This window comes from Pseudomonas sp. MYb185 (assembly GCF_002979975.1).
Taxonomy (GTDB): domain Bacteria; phylum Pseudomonadota; class Gammaproteobacteria; order Pseudomonadales; family Pseudomonadaceae; genus Halopseudomonas.
On record NZ_PCQD01000013.1, the window covers coordinates 63,980 to 79,999 of the forward strand.

19 protein-coding genes are annotated in these 16,020 nt (G+C 51.6%); 1 reads left to right on the top strand and 18 read right to left on the bottom strand.

All coding sequences use genetic code 11. The features are described from left to right. Window positions 1-44: 44 nt before the first annotated feature. From CQ007_RS16550 to CQ007_RS16630, 17 genes are all read right to left on the bottom strand, one after another. Window positions 45-461 carry a hypothetical protein gene (locus CQ007_RS16550; RefSeq protein ID WP_105646940.1) on the bottom strand — a complete coding sequence of 139 codons (417 nt, stop codon included), beginning with the start codon at window positions 459-461 and terminating at the stop codon, window positions 45-47. Window positions 462-512: 51 nt separating this feature from the next. Further along, window positions 513-1,961, bottom strand: a complete 1,449-nt coding sequence (locus CQ007_RS16555; RefSeq protein ID WP_105646941.1) for a bifunctional 2-methylcitrate dehydratase/aconitate hydratase — start codon at window positions 1,959-1,961, stop codon at window positions 513-515. 6 nt (window positions 1,962-1,967) lie between these two features. Further along, the gene (locus CQ007_RS16560) at window positions 1,968-2,459 is read right to left on the bottom strand and encodes a M48 family metallopeptidase (protein ID WP_105646942.1); all 492 of its coding nucleotides are present in this window, start codon (window positions 2,457-2,459) and stop codon (window positions 1,968-1,970) included. Window positions 2,460-2,509: 50 nt separating this feature from the next. Further along, window positions 2,510-3,139 carry an NAD-dependent epimerase/dehydratase family protein gene (locus CQ007_RS16565; RefSeq protein ID WP_105646943.1) on the bottom strand — a complete coding sequence of 210 codons (630 nt, stop codon included), beginning with the start codon at window positions 3,137-3,139 and terminating at the stop codon, window positions 2,510-2,512. 62 nt (window positions 3,140-3,201) lie between these two features. Further along, the gene (locus CQ007_RS16570; RefSeq protein ID WP_105646944.1) at window positions 3,202-3,624 is read right to left on the bottom strand and encodes an N-acetyltransferase; all 423 of its coding nucleotides are present in this window, start codon (window positions 3,622-3,624) and stop codon (window positions 3,202-3,204) included. Between the two features lie 23 nt (window positions 3,625-3,647). Continuing rightward, on the bottom strand, window positions 3,648-4,358 hold the full coding sequence (locus tag CQ007_RS16575; RefSeq protein ID WP_105646962.1) for a class I SAM-dependent methyltransferase: 711 nt from the start codon (window positions 4,356-4,358) through the stop codon (window positions 3,648-3,650). A 231-nt stretch (window positions 4,359-4,589) separates the two neighbouring features. Then, window positions 4,590-5,351, bottom strand: a complete 762-nt coding sequence (locus tag CQ007_RS16580) for a class I SAM-dependent methyltransferase (protein WP_105646945.1) — start codon at window positions 5,349-5,351, stop codon at window positions 4,590-4,592. Window positions 5,352-5,508: 157 nt separating this feature from the next. Next, a complete protein-coding gene (locus CQ007_RS16585; protein WP_105646946.1) occupies window positions 5,509-5,925 on the bottom strand; it encodes a hypothetical protein in 417 nt (138 codons plus the stop codon). Window positions 5,926-6,134: 209 nt separating this feature from the next. Then, window positions 6,135-7,670 (bottom strand): IS66 family transposase, encoded by a 1,536-nt coding sequence (locus tag CQ007_RS16590; RefSeq protein ID WP_105646947.1) that lies wholly within the window; start codon window positions 7,668-7,670, stop codon window positions 6,135-6,137. Window positions 7,671-7,689: 19 nt separating this feature from the next. Next, window positions 7,690-8,049, bottom strand: coding sequence for an IS66 family insertion sequence element accessory protein TnpB (tnpB, locus tag CQ007_RS16595; RefSeq protein ID WP_231702300.1), 360 nt, complete (start codon window positions 8,047-8,049; stop codon window positions 7,690-7,692). Between the two features lie 80 nt (window positions 8,050-8,129). Next, window positions 8,130-8,840: a PhzF family phenazine biosynthesis protein gene (locus tag CQ007_RS16600; RefSeq protein WP_105646948.1), complete on the bottom strand. Its 711-nt coding sequence runs from the start codon at window positions 8,838-8,840 to the stop codon at window positions 8,130-8,132. A gap of 96 nt (window positions 8,841-8,936) precedes the next feature. Continuing rightward, complete coding sequence (locus tag CQ007_RS16605) at window positions 8,937-9,296, bottom strand: GFA family protein (protein ID WP_105646949.1); 360 nt, start codon at window positions 9,294-9,296, stop codon at window positions 8,937-8,939. A 105-nt stretch (window positions 9,297-9,401) separates the two neighbouring features. Beyond that, entirely contained in the window at window positions 9,402-10,451 is a 1,050-nt protein-coding gene (locus CQ007_RS16610) for an SH3 domain-containing protein (protein WP_105646950.1), read from the bottom strand. A 115-nt stretch (window positions 10,452-10,566) separates the two neighbouring features. Continuing rightward, window positions 10,567-11,073, bottom strand: a complete 507-nt coding sequence (locus tag CQ007_RS16615; RefSeq protein ID WP_105646951.1) for a hypothetical protein — start codon at window positions 11,071-11,073, stop codon at window positions 10,567-10,569. Window positions 11,074-11,168: 95 nt separating this feature from the next. Continuing rightward, window positions 11,169-12,413 carry a hypothetical protein gene (locus tag CQ007_RS18865; RefSeq protein WP_146114600.1) on the bottom strand — a complete coding sequence of 415 codons (1,245 nt, stop codon included), beginning with the start codon at window positions 12,411-12,413 and terminating at the stop codon, window positions 11,169-11,171. A 446-nt stretch (window positions 12,414-12,859) separates the two neighbouring features. Beyond that, window positions 12,860-13,447, bottom strand: a complete 588-nt coding sequence (locus CQ007_RS16625) for a DUF6650 family protein (RefSeq protein ID WP_146114601.1) — start codon at window positions 13,445-13,447, stop codon at window positions 12,860-12,862. Continuing rightward, window positions 13,423-14,334: a restriction endonuclease gene (locus tag CQ007_RS16630; RefSeq protein WP_105646953.1), complete on the bottom strand. Its 912-nt coding sequence runs from the start codon at window positions 14,332-14,334 to the stop codon at window positions 13,423-13,425. Before CQ007_RS16630 ends, CQ007_RS16625 begins: the two co-directional genes overlap by 25 nt. A gap of 217 nt (window positions 14,335-14,551) precedes the next feature. Here CQ007_RS16630 and CQ007_RS16635 point away from each other — a divergent pair, with 217 nt between their 5' ends. Then, complete coding sequence (locus tag CQ007_RS16635) at window positions 14,552-15,517, top strand: integron integrase (protein WP_105646954.1); 966 nt, start codon at window positions 14,552-14,554, stop codon at window positions 15,515-15,517. Window positions 15,518-15,668: 151 nt separating this feature from the next. On the opposite strand, the gene CQ007_RS18970 is transcribed toward CQ007_RS16635, so the two are convergent. Beyond that, a partial coding sequence (locus tag CQ007_RS18970; RefSeq protein ID WP_158256789.1) for a hypothetical protein occupies window positions 15,669-16,020 on the bottom strand: 352 nt, incomplete at its 5' end.

Sequence of the window (16,020 nt, forward strand, 5' to 3'; positions counted from 1 at the left end):
CATTCCTAACGCGACGCTTTGGAGGCGGCTGCAACAGCGCCTTGCTATGTATTTTGGACCTCGATGAACCACTTTGGCTGCATCGCATGGAAATCCTGACGGATATTGGAAGGCAGGTAACTGGCTGAATCCAGTACGAAGGGTTGGCCATTCACGCGCCTGAACACAACCCAGTGCCAGAAATCCTTACCTTCTTCCTGATGATGCTTGATGGACAGCAATGCCAGATCGGGCAACGCCTCCCAGGATTCAAATGGGGCTTCGTCCGCAGAGGTTTTAATACCCTCACTCGACAACATATATCGAACGTACTGGGTATCCGACCACAGCGACTTATCCGAAGCGTAGATCCCCATGGCATTAGCTGCCGCCTTCATTTCTGAGTATGTTTTACCCAGAATATTGGCAACCGATGCGATTCCGCATCCGGTGGTTTCCTCCTGTACTACTGACTTGAGCATTGAGCCTCTCTTAACGCATAACAATTGAGTGGGGCGCCCCCTCAAACCTGGTCACAGATACCACAAATCCATGAACTCGTTCACCGGCATCTCCTCCAGCACCTGCTGACAATCACAGGCGGCCAGGATCGCTGCCGCCTGCTTTGGCCCGAAATGGCCGGCCACGGCCGCCTCGAACTTCTCCAACAATAGCGGGATACCCTCTGCCCGGCGGCGGCGGTGGCCAATCGGATACTCCACCGAGACACGCTCGGTCCTGGTGCCGTCCTTGAAAAACACCTGGATGGCATTGCCGATAGAGCGTTTGGCAGGATCAAGGTAGTCCCTACTGAAGGCGGCATTCTCCACCACCTCCATCTTGCCGCGCAGTGCATCAATGCGCGGATCGATGGCCACGGCGTCCTCATAGTGCTTCGCCGTCAACTCTCCGTAAATCAGTGGAATGGCAATCAAGTATTGCAGGCAGTGATCCCGGTCGGCGGGGTTGTCCAGCGGCCCGGTCTTGTTGATGATGCGCATGCCGGCTTCCTGGGTTTCGACCTTGATTCGATCGACGAGATCAAGCCGGCCATGCACCTCGGGATACAAGGCCAAGGCACATTCAACGGCGGTTTGAGCATGAAACTCGGCTGGAAACGCAATCTTGAACAGAATGTTCTCCATCACGTAGCTGCTGTAGCCCTGCGTGAACCGCAGCTTGTCACCCTTGAACAGCACATCCTCGAATCCCCAGACCGGGGCCGACAAAGCTGCCGGATAGCCGATCTCGCCCTTGAGGGCAATCAAGGCCAGACGCAGCCCCCGGCTGGACGCGTCACCGGCCGCCCAGCTCTTGCGAGGTCCCGCCTGCGGTGCATGCCGGTAGACTCGCAGCGCCGAGCCATCAATCCAGGCGTGGGAAACGGCGCCAAGAACCTCCTCTTCGGTCCCGCCGAGCAAAGCGGCGCATACCGCGGCAGAAGCGATGCGCACCAGCATCACATGATCCAGGCCAACCCGGTTGAAGGCATTTTCCAGCGCAATGACGCCCTGAATCTCGTGGGCCTTGATCATGCCGGTCAGAACATCGCGCATCTTCAGCGGCGCTTTACCCTGGAGCACTGCCCTGCGGGAAAGGTAATCCGCCACCGCCAGGATTGCGCCCAGGTTATCGGATGGATGCCCCCACTCAGCGGCCAGCCAGGTATCGTTGAAATCCAGCCAGCGAATCATGGCGCCGATGTTCCAGGCAGCCTGGACCGGCTCAAGCTGGTAATGGGTACCAGGAATCCTTACGCCGTTCGGCATCTCCGCGCCTTCGACCACCGGACCAAGCAACTTGGTACACGCCGGATACCGCAAAGCCAGCATGCCGCAGGCCAGGCTATCCAACAGGCAATAACGCGCGGTCTCATACGCTTCTGTGCTATCGATTTCATGCCTGACGGCATACTCGGCGATATCGACCAGTTCCTGGTCAGGTGCGGGCCGCTTGGCACTACGGAGGTCCTTGGTATTCATGGCGATCTATCCTCCCAAGGTCAGAAACAACCGCAAATCCAGCTCCAACTGATGATAGTCCGGCTCCATATGCTGGCACAGCTGGTAGAAGGCCTTGTTGTGTTCCTTCTCGCGCAGGTGTGCCAGTTCATGCACTACGATCATGCGCAATAGAGGTTCGGGCAGGGTTTTGAAGAGGGCCGAGACCTTGATTTCGTTCTTGCGCTTGAGCTTGCTGCCCTGCACACGGCTGACAAAGTGGTGCTGACCCAGGGCATTGTCGATAACGTGCATGCGGGTATCAAAATACACCTTGCTGACCGGGTCGCTGCTGCGCATGTACTGCTGCTTGAGCCGCTGGGTGTAGTTGTACAGGGCAGCATCGGTCTGGATCAGATGTTGGGCTTCCGGCGGGTAACGCTGCTCAAGCCAGGGACGGAGCTCATGTGTGTCGATCAGTTGCTGCACCCGGTTTCGCAGGTCCTGGCTGTAACCGCTCAGGTACTTGAGTGCTGTCACTTCTGCGCTCCACTTTGATGACCTCGGGCCTTCAACCTACCCTGCCCAGCTCAAACCAACGCCTCTGATCTGACGACATGCACACCCGGCTGCGCGGCAATGGCCGCCTCCAGCAAGGCCTGGGCAATATTATCAGCCGGGTTAATGCGCCAGCTCCGGGGCAGAAGCGGGCCGAGGGGTTTCAGTACCCATTCCGCCACTCGCTCTCCCAGCCGAAACGCCTGACGTGGCCCGCTGATCAAGCCCGGCCGCACACAGGTGAGCGAGGAGAACTGACAACCGGCCAGATCCCGCTCCAACTCCCCCTTAACCTGGTTATAGAAAAAACGTGATGTCGCATCGGCCCCCACTGCAGAGTTGAGGACATAGGTCAGCGTGCCATGCTGTCGGGCGAGTTTCGCCACCGCCAGCGGATAGTCATAGTCCACTCGCCTGAACGCTTCCTTGGACCCGGCCAGCTTCATGGTGGTGCCAAGGGTACATATCACCGCATCGGCTTGCCACCAGGGGGCGGCGGCTGGAAGCTGCTCGAAATCAACCAACGGCGCGGACAGCTTCGGATGCTCATCCAGCGGGCGACGAGAAGGGGCCACTACCTCACTGATACGCTCATCGGCCAGCGCACGTTGCAGCACATGGCTGCCAACCAGACCGCTTGCTCCTACCAACAGTAGCTTCATTCTGGATTTTCCTGTGCGGCTCCAGCTGTGTGGTTTTAAAACCCCGCACCTTGTTGAAATTTTTATAGCGACTGCATGATGTACTCTTCATGACCTGTGGCGCCATCCAAACTCTCTCCGACAATCGAAAACCCTTGTGATTTGTAGAAATTGATACTTGAGGAGTTGGCTTTATAGACGGACAGAGTAATAGTCTTTCTTCTAGCTTTGGCATGCAAAAGAAGGGACTTCCCTATTCCCTTTCCCTGCGCCTCTGGCGCAACAAAAATCGCCGCCAACTGGTCTTCAAGAAGGGCACAGAACCCGAACAGCCCTGACTCATCCTCGTAAACATAAACCTCAGAAGCCGGAATGTATATGTTGCGCATATTTTCCAACTGTGACCGCCAAAAATCGGATTCCACGAAGTCATGAGCTTTTATTGATGCGGAGAGCCATACATCAAGCACGGAGTCCATATCGCTAGGTACAAATTCTCGAATCATCACAAATACCTGAAACGCCTGAACTAGGTGGTACTGCTCTGGGCACGCTTTGACAGCCACGCGTGAATCAGTCCAGCCTGGAAGAACTGAACGGGAGGCTCGAACCCGCCTGACTCAATAATTGACGCAACCCTACTCGGTGGAAGAACGCCAACATCATTGGCATAAGCTTTGCGTATGCGCTCTATCCCCTCGGGCGAAATATCTGCTGCTGCCATCATGTTCACCCAAGCGCGAAGCAACACTTCATATTCGGATGACTCCACATCCGAGGCCAGATCAGAAACTGCAAGAATCCCACCCGACTTGAGCTTGCCTGATATTTCCCGAAAGAACTCAGAGCGTGCTTGTTGATCGAGAATGAACTGGGACACCAGAAAACAAGTGCCTGCGTCATGTGGCTCAGTGGCCGGGAGCGAATCAAGATAGCCTTCGTGAAAATAGCAACGGGACGCAAACCCCGCCTTTTCCGCCCGCTGCCGGCAGACATCAAGCATGGGGCCGGAAGGTTCTACCGCAGTAAACCGCCACGTAGGATTCTTTTGGGCAAGATGAGCCAGCTCCACTCCCGTTCCCACTCCGACACAGAGAACTCGGGCGTCAGCAGGCAACTCAGCAAACAACGACTCCAGCAGAAAGTACAGGCAATCCTTGATCGGTGCCGTTTTAGCCCACTGCGTATCGTAGCCGGCAGCCTGTTGATCGAATATTGCTTTAACTTCGTCTTGATGCATCTGATTCTCCGTCTTTGGCATCTAACGATTAAGCTGAAGGGCGGACTGTAGCCCTCTCCAGTGAGCGATTCTAGCGCATTGTCAGATATTTACCCTTGCTCCGCGCTGCATGTCTTTATGCCAGCCGGAAATTATTACGCATTTTCCGCAAGAGCCTGGAACTGATCGGATGAGGCTTTTCTGAAGTGTCCGCCTAATCAGGAGGGGAACCCGGTTTCAATTTCGATCAACTCAAGTATCGGCGCGTGTCGCTTCAAAGCTGATAATCTGGTCACCCTGGCGCGGTGGACGTCCATGCTGGTAATCGCCCGACACCACCACGTCCACGAAGCCAGCCTCCCGCAACGCCAACGTCAACTCCGCGACGCCCCACCAACGCAAGTGAAACAGGTCGAGCTCGGTACACAGCAACGCGCCATCACGCCAGTGCTCGTAGCGCAGATGAGAAAGGATCGTTTGATTGATATGATCGATCTTGGCCCGCTGACTGCTCAGCGTAAGCAGTTCGTCCTCATTCACCGCCCAACTGCGCACAAGACTCGAATCCTCCATGACGCTTTCAATGGAGTCGATGTCCATGATCAGCCTTCCACCAGGAAGCAGATGATCGTGAAACCGTTTGAGCACGGTTATGGCCGAGGTGGTATCCGTGATCAACTGGAACGATCCCGCCGGCAGGATGATGGCCGCGAAGCGGTGTTCGTAGTGGAAGTTATCGAATGTCTGGCATGTCAGCGGCGCAACCAAGCCTCGCTTCAGACACTCCTGGCGACAATACTCCATCATGTCTTGCGATGTATCGAAACCTTCGATGGCCAAACCCGCCTCCAACAACGGCACGCAGATTCGGCCATTGCCAACGGCAGGCTCCAGCACAGCGCCATCGCACCCGCTCAGACGCTGGCGGTAATATTCCAGATCGCCGAAAGAGTGGCCGATGGGCTTGTCCAGGTGATAGACCCAGGAAGCAAGTTTTCCATATCTGTTCTGCATGTTATTTCCCAACCAGCGCCTCTGACCTGACGATGTGCGTCCCTGGCTGAGCGGCAATGGCCGCCTCCAGCAAGGCCTGGGCAATGACCAACAGCAGCTTCATCATTCTGGGTTTTCCTGTGCGGTTCTGCAGTGTGGTTTTACGCCGCGCGCCTTGTTATGCACTCTTCACCTCAATGAACCACTTGGGCTGCATAGCATGAAAGTCCTCACGGATATTGGACGGCAAATAGCTCGCCGAATCCAGGACAAGGGGGCGACCATCAATACGCTTGAAGACAACCCAGTGCCAGAAGTTCCTACCCTCTTCCTGATGGTGCTTGATGGACAATAGCGCCACATCAGGCAATGCATCCCAGGACGCAAAAGGCAGCTCATCAGTGGAAGTCTGGACGCCCGCGCTCGACAACATGCGCCGGACATATTGCGTATCCGACCACAGCGACTCGTCCGCAGCATGGATACCCATGGCGTTGGCTATGGCCTTCATCTCAGCGTATGTCTTGCCCAGAATATTGGCGACCGCCGCGATTCCGCATCCGCTGGTTTCTTCCTGTACTACGGGTTCAAGCATTGGTTTCCCCTGATGCATAACGAAAGGCCAGGCTGCAGCATTCAGATACTGATTTCACCCTTGATAACATCGACAACGTCGCCTCCCACCCAGATGTCGCCGGCCGACTGGCGCATATATACGCGCCCAGCGCGCTGCATGGCCGTGCCCTGAGAGGCAATATAGGGCGAGCGCAGGTAAGCGATCCATAAACCCCACCTTGCAGCAGGTCAGTAAATAGCGATCGGCCCACAGTTCCAAGGTAACAGCGCTTCCAGATCGTCTGCATTGTTAGCTAACGGTAATCGCTCAAGCACATAGCGCAGCCAGGCGTAGGGCTCTTGCCCATTAGCCTTGGCGGTTTCAACCAGGCTGTAGATCAACGCACTGGCGTGCGCGCCTTTGGCTGTGTCACTGAACAACCAGTTCTTGCGACCAATGACGAACGGACGGATAGCGCGTTCGGCTGGGTTGTTGTCGATTGGCAAGTGACCCGCTTCGGTGTAACGGATCAGTTTGCTCCAGTTGTTAGCCAGATAGCCGATTGCTTTACCCAAAGCACTTTGTGGCGTGACCTGGCCGTGTGTTTTGTCCAGCCAGCCTTTAAGTTGAGTCAGCACAGGGTCACTTTTCTGCTGGCGTAGCAGCAAGCGCTGCTCGTCAATTACATCCTTGCCTTCACGTTCGATGCCGTACAGTTTGTTGATCAGGTTCAACGCCATATCGGCGCGCCCGGTCTTGCCTTTGGGCTGTGCTTTTTGTGCTTCGATGAACTTGCGGCGGGCATGTGCCCAGCAGCCCAGTCGTTCTACACCGGGTTGATTGGCCACAGCGTTGTAGCCAGCGTAATCATCGGTCATCAGGTAACCTTGATAGCCTTCCAGCAGGCGCAGCGGTACATCCTGCGCACGGCTGGAAGTATAATCAAACAGTACTACTGGATGATTGGGTGGCCCGCCGGTCTGTACCCACATCCAGGATTGGCTGGTGGGATCACGGTCCGGCTCTTTCAGTACCTGTAGCCGCGTTTCATCGCAGTGGATCAGTGGGCTGGCCAGTAGTCTGTCACGCATCAGATTGACCAGCGGCTGCAGGTGTTCACTGCTCTGAATCACCCAGCGTGCCAGGGTTTGCCTGGACAGTTCGATGCCATGGCGGCTCAACACTTTCTCGAAGCGGTGCAGCGGAACGCCGTCGACGTACTTGGTTGTCAGCAGCATGGCCAGGACGCTGGGGCTGGCCATGCTCTTCTCGATCAGTTGAGCCGCCTTGTCAGCCGTGACCGGAGCGGTTTCGCAGCCCTTGCAGGCGTAGACCTTGCGGATGTGCTTGATCACCCGGATCTGCATCGGGATGATCTCCAGCTGTTCACTGGTTTCTTCACCAATGGCCTGTTTGCGGCAGCCGCAGTCACAGGTCAGCTCCTGCTCGGGTAGCTCATGTACCACTTCGATGCGGGGCAACGTCGCCGGCAGTGGCTTGCGCTTGCCACGCTTTTTCACTGACGTGGGTGCTACGGTTTCTTCATCAGCGTCGACAGGTATTTCGGCTAACGTTTCAGCCTCGTTGAACATGCCCAGCTGCGGCGAGTTCGGGTCGGCAATTTGCTCTGACTTGCGCCCGAACAGACGCTGGCGCAGCAGCGTGTTTTCTTCCTGCAACAGCTGGATAGTATTCCGATCCGACTGCCGTCCAGCCAGTGCCTCAAGCAGCATTTGCTTGAGCATATTGGGATCATTCGGCAGGGACTCGGAAGGTGAAATCATGCCATGGATTATACCAGCGTCAGGCTACATAGCGCGGCCTCAACACCTTATGTGGGCGATTACCCCATAGGTCAAAACCGTCCAGCAGGCGGTTCAGTTCTTTGGCAGTCAGCTCAATGGCATCGTCCCTGATATCCGGTGGTGCCTTGAATCGCTCTGCCTCCAGACGCTTGAGCCACAAACAGAACCCGTTGCGTTCCCAATACAGGATCTTGACCCGGTTGCGGGCCCGATTGAGAAATACAAACAGCACCGGGTCGAACACCGCTGCTTTGATATCCAGTTCGACCAGGGCTGACAGCCCGTCGATCGACTTTCTGAAATCCACCGGCTTGGGGTACAGGTAGACCTTCTTAACTTTGGCACCAGGGCGCATCATGCGGAAAACCTCCAAAGAGAATATGGGAGATCAGCATGGCGCGGCCATAGCCTTGGTTGTAGATGGGGTTTATGGAGCGCTTACGAGCGCAGCACGCCAGCAGCTATGAGCCATTGTGCCAGGCTCGCGTTCAAACTGCCGGTTACCGGATCCTCGCACCCTTCACTGCCTACAAATGCCCGGACCTCGACCGCGGTTTCGCAACCGGCATGGTAAGGGCCGACAACACCAAGGTTGAATGGGGAAAGAGCCACCCAGTTGGGCTTGATCGAAAGCACTTTCTCAGCGGAATCGAGCATGACAGCGCACCACCCCGGACCATTGTCGACCCATTGATGATGCACTATGTCAGACACCGATAAACCCAGCGCTCCGGCAATCTGTCCGAGGGTAATATCATCGACGGGGCCTGACCGTATCAGCGGTGGCGCCGCAAACTCAAGCCGCCCCTCGTGTCTCCTGATACTCACCAAACCCACACCACATTGCTGCACGAAACGATCCGGATTGATGGGAACCCCGCCTGCCGAAACCCAGGCATGACAAGAACCCAACGTCGGATGCCCGGCAAACGGCAGCTCGCCGCCAGGGGTAAAGATACGCACCGAGTAATCCGCCTCCGGGTGCGTTGGCCGCATAAGAAAGGTGGTTTCCGAAAGGTTGGTCCAACGCGCCAACGTCAACATCTGATCCTCGCTCAAGTCATCCGCATCATGGATCACCGCCAGCGGGTTACCGCCAAGAGGATTGTTTGAAAATACGTTGACTTGCGAAAAGGGGTGGCTGGGCATTGTTGGTCCTTACTTACTGCTTGCGCGATGGGTGATGTGACGCCCCCATGTTTCCCGAGACCTTGTTCAAAATTGGAGACATACCTTGAAGCTGCTTTATAACCAGCACACCCTGGACTCCAGATGAATATCTTTTATGCTTTTGGGGGCGAAACTGGTGTCGAGTAATGCCACAGCTATAGATACCCAGCCCGGAAACTTTTTGCTACCGCTCCACTCAACGTTGGAGCCACAAACACTGCAGAACTTTCTGATGACGCTCCCGGATGAATTATAAGAGGTGAGCAGCTCTTGCCCCGCCAGATACTCCAAATCAGATTTGGGCACACTGGCATACGTAGCAAATGCAGCGCCATGCTGCTTTTGGCACATTCTGCAGTGGCAGTTCGCTACCGCCTTGGGTTCAGACCGTAAGCGAAATGAAACTGCACCACACAAACAGCTACCTTTGTGCATTTATACTCCTTCAGTGGTCCTGCCCACAAAAAGTAGACACTGTTATGCGCATTTGCGTTCAAACTCTGCAGGGCTGATATTTCCGACAGCAGCGCTTTGTTAGATTTATTTGAAATAAGCTGTGTAACGTCTAGAGATCCAACCCTGCTCAAGAATACCGTCAATTTCAACCTCCACAAGAAGCCATGACCGGTCGGATTTATCAATGACTTCAACCAACGTTCCAACCGGTAGCGTTGTGATGATCTCAGATTTCATTCCAGGATTTTCTCTAAAATTCAGGGTGTTGGCGGTTATAACACGAAACCCTTTTAGAGCAGCATGGTCGAAATTTTCATTTAGCTCTTTAACAAAAGCTTTAGCCTCTGACGGCGTTGTTATAGCAACGGTCTCTTTTCTGGCTTCAATTGCGTTTGTCATTACATATGCAGACAGGAAACTCAAAAAAACAGGCAAAAAATAAGCGTGGTATAAGTAGACTAAAATGCTCTTTGTTTTTTCCGAGAGAGCATTAAAATCAGTTGCGGATAATATCTCTTCACTTACTTCCGCGTCTATTTCTATAAGAGATTCATCAAGAGTCTCTGAAAAATCAATTTCAGCCGCAAATGCTAAAGCTGAGCTTTCAAAAAACGGCGAGTTTTCTAGGCGAGATAAAGCTTTAAATGATGCGAGATTGTTTAGCTGTGATATGTTTTTAAACGCTTTCGATTGCTTTAAAGCAATTGATACAAATTGACTTGATACAGCTAGGCTTTGAAGTTGCTTCGCCATTTCAGATTGTTGCAATGCCATAGTAGACAATCGGGTCGATTCCGAAACAGCTCTAAATGATTTCAATGCTTCTGATTCTTGCAGTGCAAGTGCAGCAAATCGACTTGATTCAGTTAGCTCTCTGATTGATCTCATGGCCTCTGACTCGTGGAGTGCGAGCGATGCCAACTTACTACTTTCTGAAACCATGCGAGCGGATTTAATTAGTTCCGATTCACTAAATGCGAAGGAAGCAAGCTTGGTAGATTCACTTAGCTTTCTGATTGAACGCATAGCTTCAGATTCTTGGAATGCCAACGCAGCCATATTGGTCTGCTTTTGAATCCTTTGAACAGACTTCATCCAAGGAGGGTTTACAAGTTTTTCAAGCTCTTTATTCATAATTTATACGTTGCCCATTCCTCGTTGGCATACAAAAATCTAACGATAAGCTAAGGGGCGGGCTTTAGCCCGTCCCAGTGAGCGAAGCGAACGGTTTAAGCAACTTGTTATGCATTTACAAGAGCCCCAGGAGAGCTGCCGCCCCAGCGCCAACAATACTTGCTACTGTGCTGTTTTCCAGCAGATTTCTTAGCGCCGACTTTGCCTCTTGGTCACCACTTTTTGCGACAGCCTCCACAAGACTTTGAACGCTAATATTGACAATTTGAGAGTTATTGCTTCCAACCTGAACCTGCTCACCAGTAATTGAGCCAATGTTAAAAATAGAGGATTGAGTGTTTGTCGTGTGCGGTTGTGTCATAAAATTTTCTACTTTAAGTTTTAGCAAATTATTATGTTTAGTTCCTACGCCAAGAGTTCCGCCAGGCTGAAATTGAGCGTCAATCACCTTGAGTTCTACTTCGCGCTTTCCAGTCTTCTGAGTAATTATATCGCCTATACCTACGTCCGGCTCGTCAGTATATGGAACTAAGATTGTGCCTTTCGACATATCGCGCTGACCACTAAATTCAGAACCGGCGATTATGATTTTCTCTGGATAAGCAAGTGCGTCAAAATTCATGCGATCTCCCTGCGATTGATTTGTGCATAACGTCCGCATTTGCGGCTGGTTTGGAGCGCAGCGGAAAACCAGTCCGAAACATGCGCTTGTTAAATTCAGCCACCTTTGATCTGCTTCGCAAGATTGGCTAGTTGCGATAATATATTTCCTGTTTCGCTTTCCTTGGATTCACTAGAAGAAGAGACTTCAGAAAATACTGTTTTTGCAACATGCACCCTAAGGTCTTCAGCGTTTTGAGGATCCATAAGCTCAACATATGGATCTAAGGTTGTCAGTATGTGCTGTCGACGCCTATTTGTAATTTCGTTTACGCGATGCTTTCCAGACTCTTTCGCAAAGTAAAACGCAGGGACGAAAACCACTAATGAAAGAGGGATTCTGCCAACTACTTTTACCCAGTCAAAAACATAGTTTCCATTTTCAAATATCAGCCTTATTTCAGGCAAAACTAAGAAACCAACCCCTATAAGCATTAAAAGCGACGCAAACAGTCGATATCTATTAGCGACCTTCTCTTCATTATTTGCATAAGAAGAATATGCCCCAGCCTGTAGTGTATTAATGGTGACGCCGTAAACTTTGGAAGCATCATCCTGAAGTGTAGTTAATACCTCAATTATTTTACCCGCCTTTAGGGAAAGACTGCCAAATTCCTCATCGACTTTATTTTTATATTTTTCAATATTTTCTTCTGAACGCTGAGAGTAATTTTCCAGCTCTTTTTCAAACTTCTCAGACCGTGATTTTTCACTTGATTGGTACTGAGTGTTAAATTCAGACGTTTGCTTTTGAATTGTTTGCTCAACATTTTCAATCTGAACGCTCAACTCTGCCAGCTTAGCCTCCCTTTTCTCAACCTCGCGATCTAATTTAGTAATATATTCAGATAAATCACTAACGGATTTTTCAGTCTCATTTTTATATTTTGATATGTATGATCCGATTGTTTCTGAATATGCACTTACAGATTCCTTGATATTTTCAGGGCTAATCGCATGTATTGAAGCTGGCGTTTGCTGAAATTGAATAAGAAGCGTATCCGCATGATTATTTGCGTTTGTTAGGTGGCCAGAATTTTTATTCCCCTTGTATGCATTAATTTCGTTAATACAATTTTGCGCACTCTTTTGGAGATTTGTTAAATGGTTGAATGGAGTTAGTTCAGGGTCAATACTTTCAAAAGCCCCATTCAAATAGGATATTACTTTTCTCAGCCTCGCAACATCCTCAACAATGTCTTCCGTAGCTCCTTCAAGGCTCTCATCTTGAGTCAACTCTAATAGGTTAGCCCACACGCCTATTAGAGCATGATTATTGAACCTATCTATCCATTTAGACATTACCTATTCTCCGGTAGGAATTTAACGCCGCGCACACCGGCGCGAGCTTGCGAGCGTCCGACAGCCGAAGGCTGTGTAGTGCTGCGCTTGGTTATGAGCGCTCACTTCCTGCCACCAAAATTATGGTGCTGAAACTCAGGCACGATCGGATTTTCGCTACTTCCGAGTTTTTGGCCGCAAAATGGGCAGAAAGCCACGGTGATTCTCACAGTCTCGATTGTCTGTCCCTCGTATTCAAGATAATGGTCCATTTCAAGATCTTTCTCTGTCGCAACCCTGTTCAGGTTGAGATAGACATCGGACCCTTCTTCTTCAAACCATGTCTCAGCGAGTGAGCAAGAAGAACAATTATGAATCAATTTCCGAACCTCGTTTTGCCCTCATAACGCCAGCGGTAACGGGCGGCAACGGAGCGCAGCGTAGTTGGCGTCCCGTTGACCACTTTGTTATGTATTTTCGATGTTGTTGAACGTGATTGTAGAGGCAAGTTCATCCTCAACATCCACGCCGAAGGATATGCTTAGAGTGGCGACTTGCTTGCCGATTGAGGATCGCAATCTTTGTAATTCATTTTCAAGAATGCTTTCTTGGATCGGCTTTTCGAACCCTGAATACTTAGGGTGTCCCACGTAATCCATGAACCTTCTACATGCTCGCTGCATAGCTACTAGAGATTTATCAAGTTCTTTGTTTCCTTGGAGTTTCTGTCTCTGGCTATCTAAATGTTTGCGAATGTTGTCGACACTTTGGATGCAATGCCCCGCATCCTCCATGCCAAAGCGGTTAAACAAAACTCGTTTGCCAGATAAGTAAACCAGCGTTTCCTCGGCCAGATCACTGGCCCATTGTGGAGGTGCCCACTGTATTCCGAATATTGGCGTCGAAATGCCGGTGACACTTTGGAGAATTCGCTTAAATTTCAAAGTTCCTCCTTGATGCGTAACGTCCGGCTCACGCGCCGGTTTGGAGCCGCGCAGCGGCGGAAAAGCGGTCGCTGTGCAGCCGCTTGTTAAGTTCTCTTCGCAAGCAGCCAATCAATCAAGCCTGCATTTATAACCAAGTCGGCCACTCTTGAAATATCCCATACAGCAACCCTTGGGTCATCTATGTTCAGCTTCTCAATATCTCCTGAAAAGGTGTGAAAGACAAAATACATTTCATCATACTGATGGTATTGGTTGAATATTTCACGGTAGCTTTGGAGTTGATTTGCTGTTGTAGTGGATTTTACCTGGACGAACGCGCGCTTCTGCGTAACAGGAGAAAAGACGTCAAGGTCGATGTCCTTCTCTGTCTTTCCTAACACGGAAATCCGCTGCCAACCGGACTGGGAAAAAATCAGGTCAACGAGTAGTTCAAAGTCATTCCACCACAGCCCTTTGATAAGGCTCTCGATATTCAGCTTTAAGGCAGCCAAGGCTTCTTTCGTTGACTGAATTTCAGGCTGGACTTCGCCGTTAATTTTTCTAAGCAGGTATTCTGGAAGCTCGACCCCACAAATAGTGCCACGATATCCCTGAACTTTTGTGATCCTGCCATCGATATTCTCGATGGAAAGCGGGTTTCCGTTCTTATCGTAACAACTCCATGAGCCAATGACGTTTCTGATTCTGCTGCCGTCTTCAAGCTCATGGACTTCTTCATGAGCGTGACACCAATACATCTTTCTCTGGAAAAATGTAATCCATATATCAGTTTCTGAAAGCTCATAAAAATCACGAATCTGATTCAAGTCCCTGCTCGCAGCGCCTTGATTTCCATTTCTAGCAGAAAGCCAAAAATTGCGAACGGTATCCCAGTCGCCACTCAACGATTCCTGATGATGTGGGCTTTCGTACCCGAGTCTAAGCGTCTGCTGATCCTCTATGCAGTAGCGCTCCCATCTTCCACCATCACCTAGTTTTATGTATCGAATCTTCACAGAACTCCCAAGAACTTAACAGTGATTAGACCGCACGCGGCACTAACACATAACAGTGTTTTCGATATAACTCCGCCAGCGCAGCCTCATACCACCCCCAAAACCCTTTACCAATCATCAACTTGTCACCTCTGTCACAAAACGCCCCGTATTCGCTTGACTTCGACCTTTCACGCAACCATTACTACTGTATAAAAGAACAGCAAGGACTTTCCCAATGGATCATCTCCCATCCAAACCTCGCCTTCAAGAGCAGTTTCGCTCGGTGATTCGGTTGAATCATTACAGTATCCGTACCGAAAAAAGCTACTGGTACTGGATTCGCTACTTCATTCGCTACCATGGCATGCGCCACCCGTTGGAGCTGGGTCCTGGCGATGTAAGCACGTTCCTCAGTTGGCTCGCGACTGATCGTCAGGTCGCCGCTGCCACGCAGAATCTGGCACTCAATGCCTTGGTGTTCCTCTATGCACGGGTGCTGGAGCGTCCCTTGGGTGATATTGGCGATACTGTTCGTGTAAGGCGCCCGCCCAGGCTGCCTACGGTACTGACCCACCAGGAGGCGATGTCGATCATAGAACGTCTGACTGATCCTTATCAGTTACTGGCATCGCTGATGTATGGCGCCGGGCTTCGCGTGGTGGAATCCGCGCGGCTAAGGATCAAGGACATCGATTTCCAGCATCAGGTCATCACCGTCAGGGACGGTAAAGGTGGCAAGGACCGAACCACCTTGCTGCCCAGCTCACTGATTGCTCCTTTGTTGCGACGTAAAGAGCAAATCCAGACCGGATGGAAACACCATGAGTCGTTTTACAAGATTCCCGTTTCTCTGCCTTTTGCGCTGCGGCGCAAGTATCCCAATGCCTCTCGTTCACTGGAGTGGCAGTGGTTTTTCCCATCCAGTGCCATCTGTCTTGACGATGAAGGCCAGAGTGTGCGTCATCACATACATGTCAGCACCATTCAGCGTGCAGTTAAACTGGCTGTGAGAAGCGCCGGTATTGGCAAGCCCGCAGGTTGCCATACCTTTCGACACACTTTTGCTACCGAACTACTGCGCCGTGGCAGCGATATTCGTACCGTGCAAACCCTGCTGGGTCATGCCGATGTTCGGACGACTCAGATATATACCCATGTACTTGGACAAGGTTTTGCGGGTGTTCAAAGTCCGTTGGGGTAGTTTCCCGATGGTTTAGGGCACGCTACCGCCCTACCCGTTCATCCCGAGCATAATCATTATTATCTGGTGGGATATGGAGGCTGTCCGATGCTTGTGGAGGAGAGTCTGCAATCCCTGCTTGGCTTAACCATAATGCAGGCATCTGGCCATTTCAATCCGGGCTGGGGCAGTCGATGGTCTCATAGCCGGTGCCGCGGTCTTTGTTGATCAGGTTATTTGCTTCTTCATAGCCGAGGCGCTTGGCTTGCGGTACATCGCTGGTTTTGATTTCGTGGAGGTGGATGCCCAGGGTTGGGGCGCCGCAGACGGTTATTACGGCCATGCCGGTTTGGGTGGCGCAGGTTGAGTTGAGTACTTTAATGCCGGCGTCGGTTAGCTGGTTGGTGCTGTCGGTGAGGGTGGTGGTGGCGGGTTCGCATTGTTTTGTGCCGTCGGGTTTGTAGATGTGGGTGGTTTGGGTTGTGCAGGCGGTGGTTAGGAGGATTAGGGTGGCTAGGGTTGGG

Bases quoted from the DNA above. Each gene is read 5' to 3' on its own strand.
- CQ007_RS16550 (WP_105646940.1), bottom strand. From the start codon at position 461: ATGCTCAAGTCAGTAGTACAGGAGGAAACCACCGGATGCGGAATCGCA.
- CQ007_RS16555 (WP_105646941.1), bottom strand. From the start codon at position 1,961: ATGAATACCAAGGACCTCCGTAGTGCCAAGCGGCCCGCACCTGACCAG.
- CQ007_RS16565 (WP_105646943.1), bottom strand. From the start codon at position 3,139: ATGAAGCTACTGTTGGTAGGAGCAAGCGGTCTGGTTGGCAGCCATGTG.
- CQ007_RS16570 (WP_105646944.1), bottom strand. From the start codon at position 3,624: ATGATTCGAGAATTTGTACCTAGCGATATGGACTCCGTGCTTGATGTA.
- CQ007_RS16575 (WP_105646962.1), bottom strand. From the start codon at position 4,358: ATGCATCAAGACGAAGTTAAAGCAATATTCGATCAACAGGCTGCCGGC.
- CQ007_RS16580 (WP_105646945.1), bottom strand. From the start codon at position 5,351: ATGCAGAACAGATATGGAAAACTTGCTTCCTGGGTCTATCACCTGGAC.
- CQ007_RS16585 (WP_105646946.1), bottom strand. From the start codon at position 5,925: ATGCTTGAACCCGTAGTACAGGAAGAAACCAGCGGATGCGGAATCGCG.
- CQ007_RS16590 (WP_105646947.1), bottom strand. From the start codon at position 7,670: ATGATTTCACCTTCCGAGTCCCTGCCGAATGATCCCAATATGCTCAAG.
- tnpB (WP_231702300.1), bottom strand. From the start codon at position 8,049: ATGATGCGCCCTGGTGCCAAAGTTAAGAAGGTCTACCTGTACCCCAAG.
- CQ007_RS16600 (WP_105646948.1), bottom strand. From the start codon at position 8,840: ATGCCCAGCCACCCCTTTTCGCAAGTCAACGTATTTTCAAACAATCCT.
- CQ007_RS16605 (WP_105646949.1), bottom strand. From the start codon at position 9,296: ATGCACAAAGGTAGCTGTTTGTGTGGTGCAGTTTCATTTCGCTTACGG.
- CQ007_RS16610 (WP_105646950.1), bottom strand. From the start codon at position 10,451: ATGAATAAAGAGCTTGAAAAACTTGTAAACCCTCCTTGGATGAAGTCT.
- CQ007_RS16615 (WP_105646951.1), bottom strand. From the start codon at position 11,073: ATGAATTTTGACGCACTTGCTTATCCAGAGAAAATCATAATCGCCGGT.
- CQ007_RS18865 (WP_146114600.1), bottom strand. From the start codon at position 12,413: ATGTCTAAATGGATAGATAGGTTCAATAATCATGCTCTAATAGGCGTG.
- CQ007_RS16635 (WP_105646954.1), top strand. From the start codon at position 14,552: ATGGATCATCTCCCATCCAAACCTCGCCTTCAAGAGCAGTTTCGCTCG.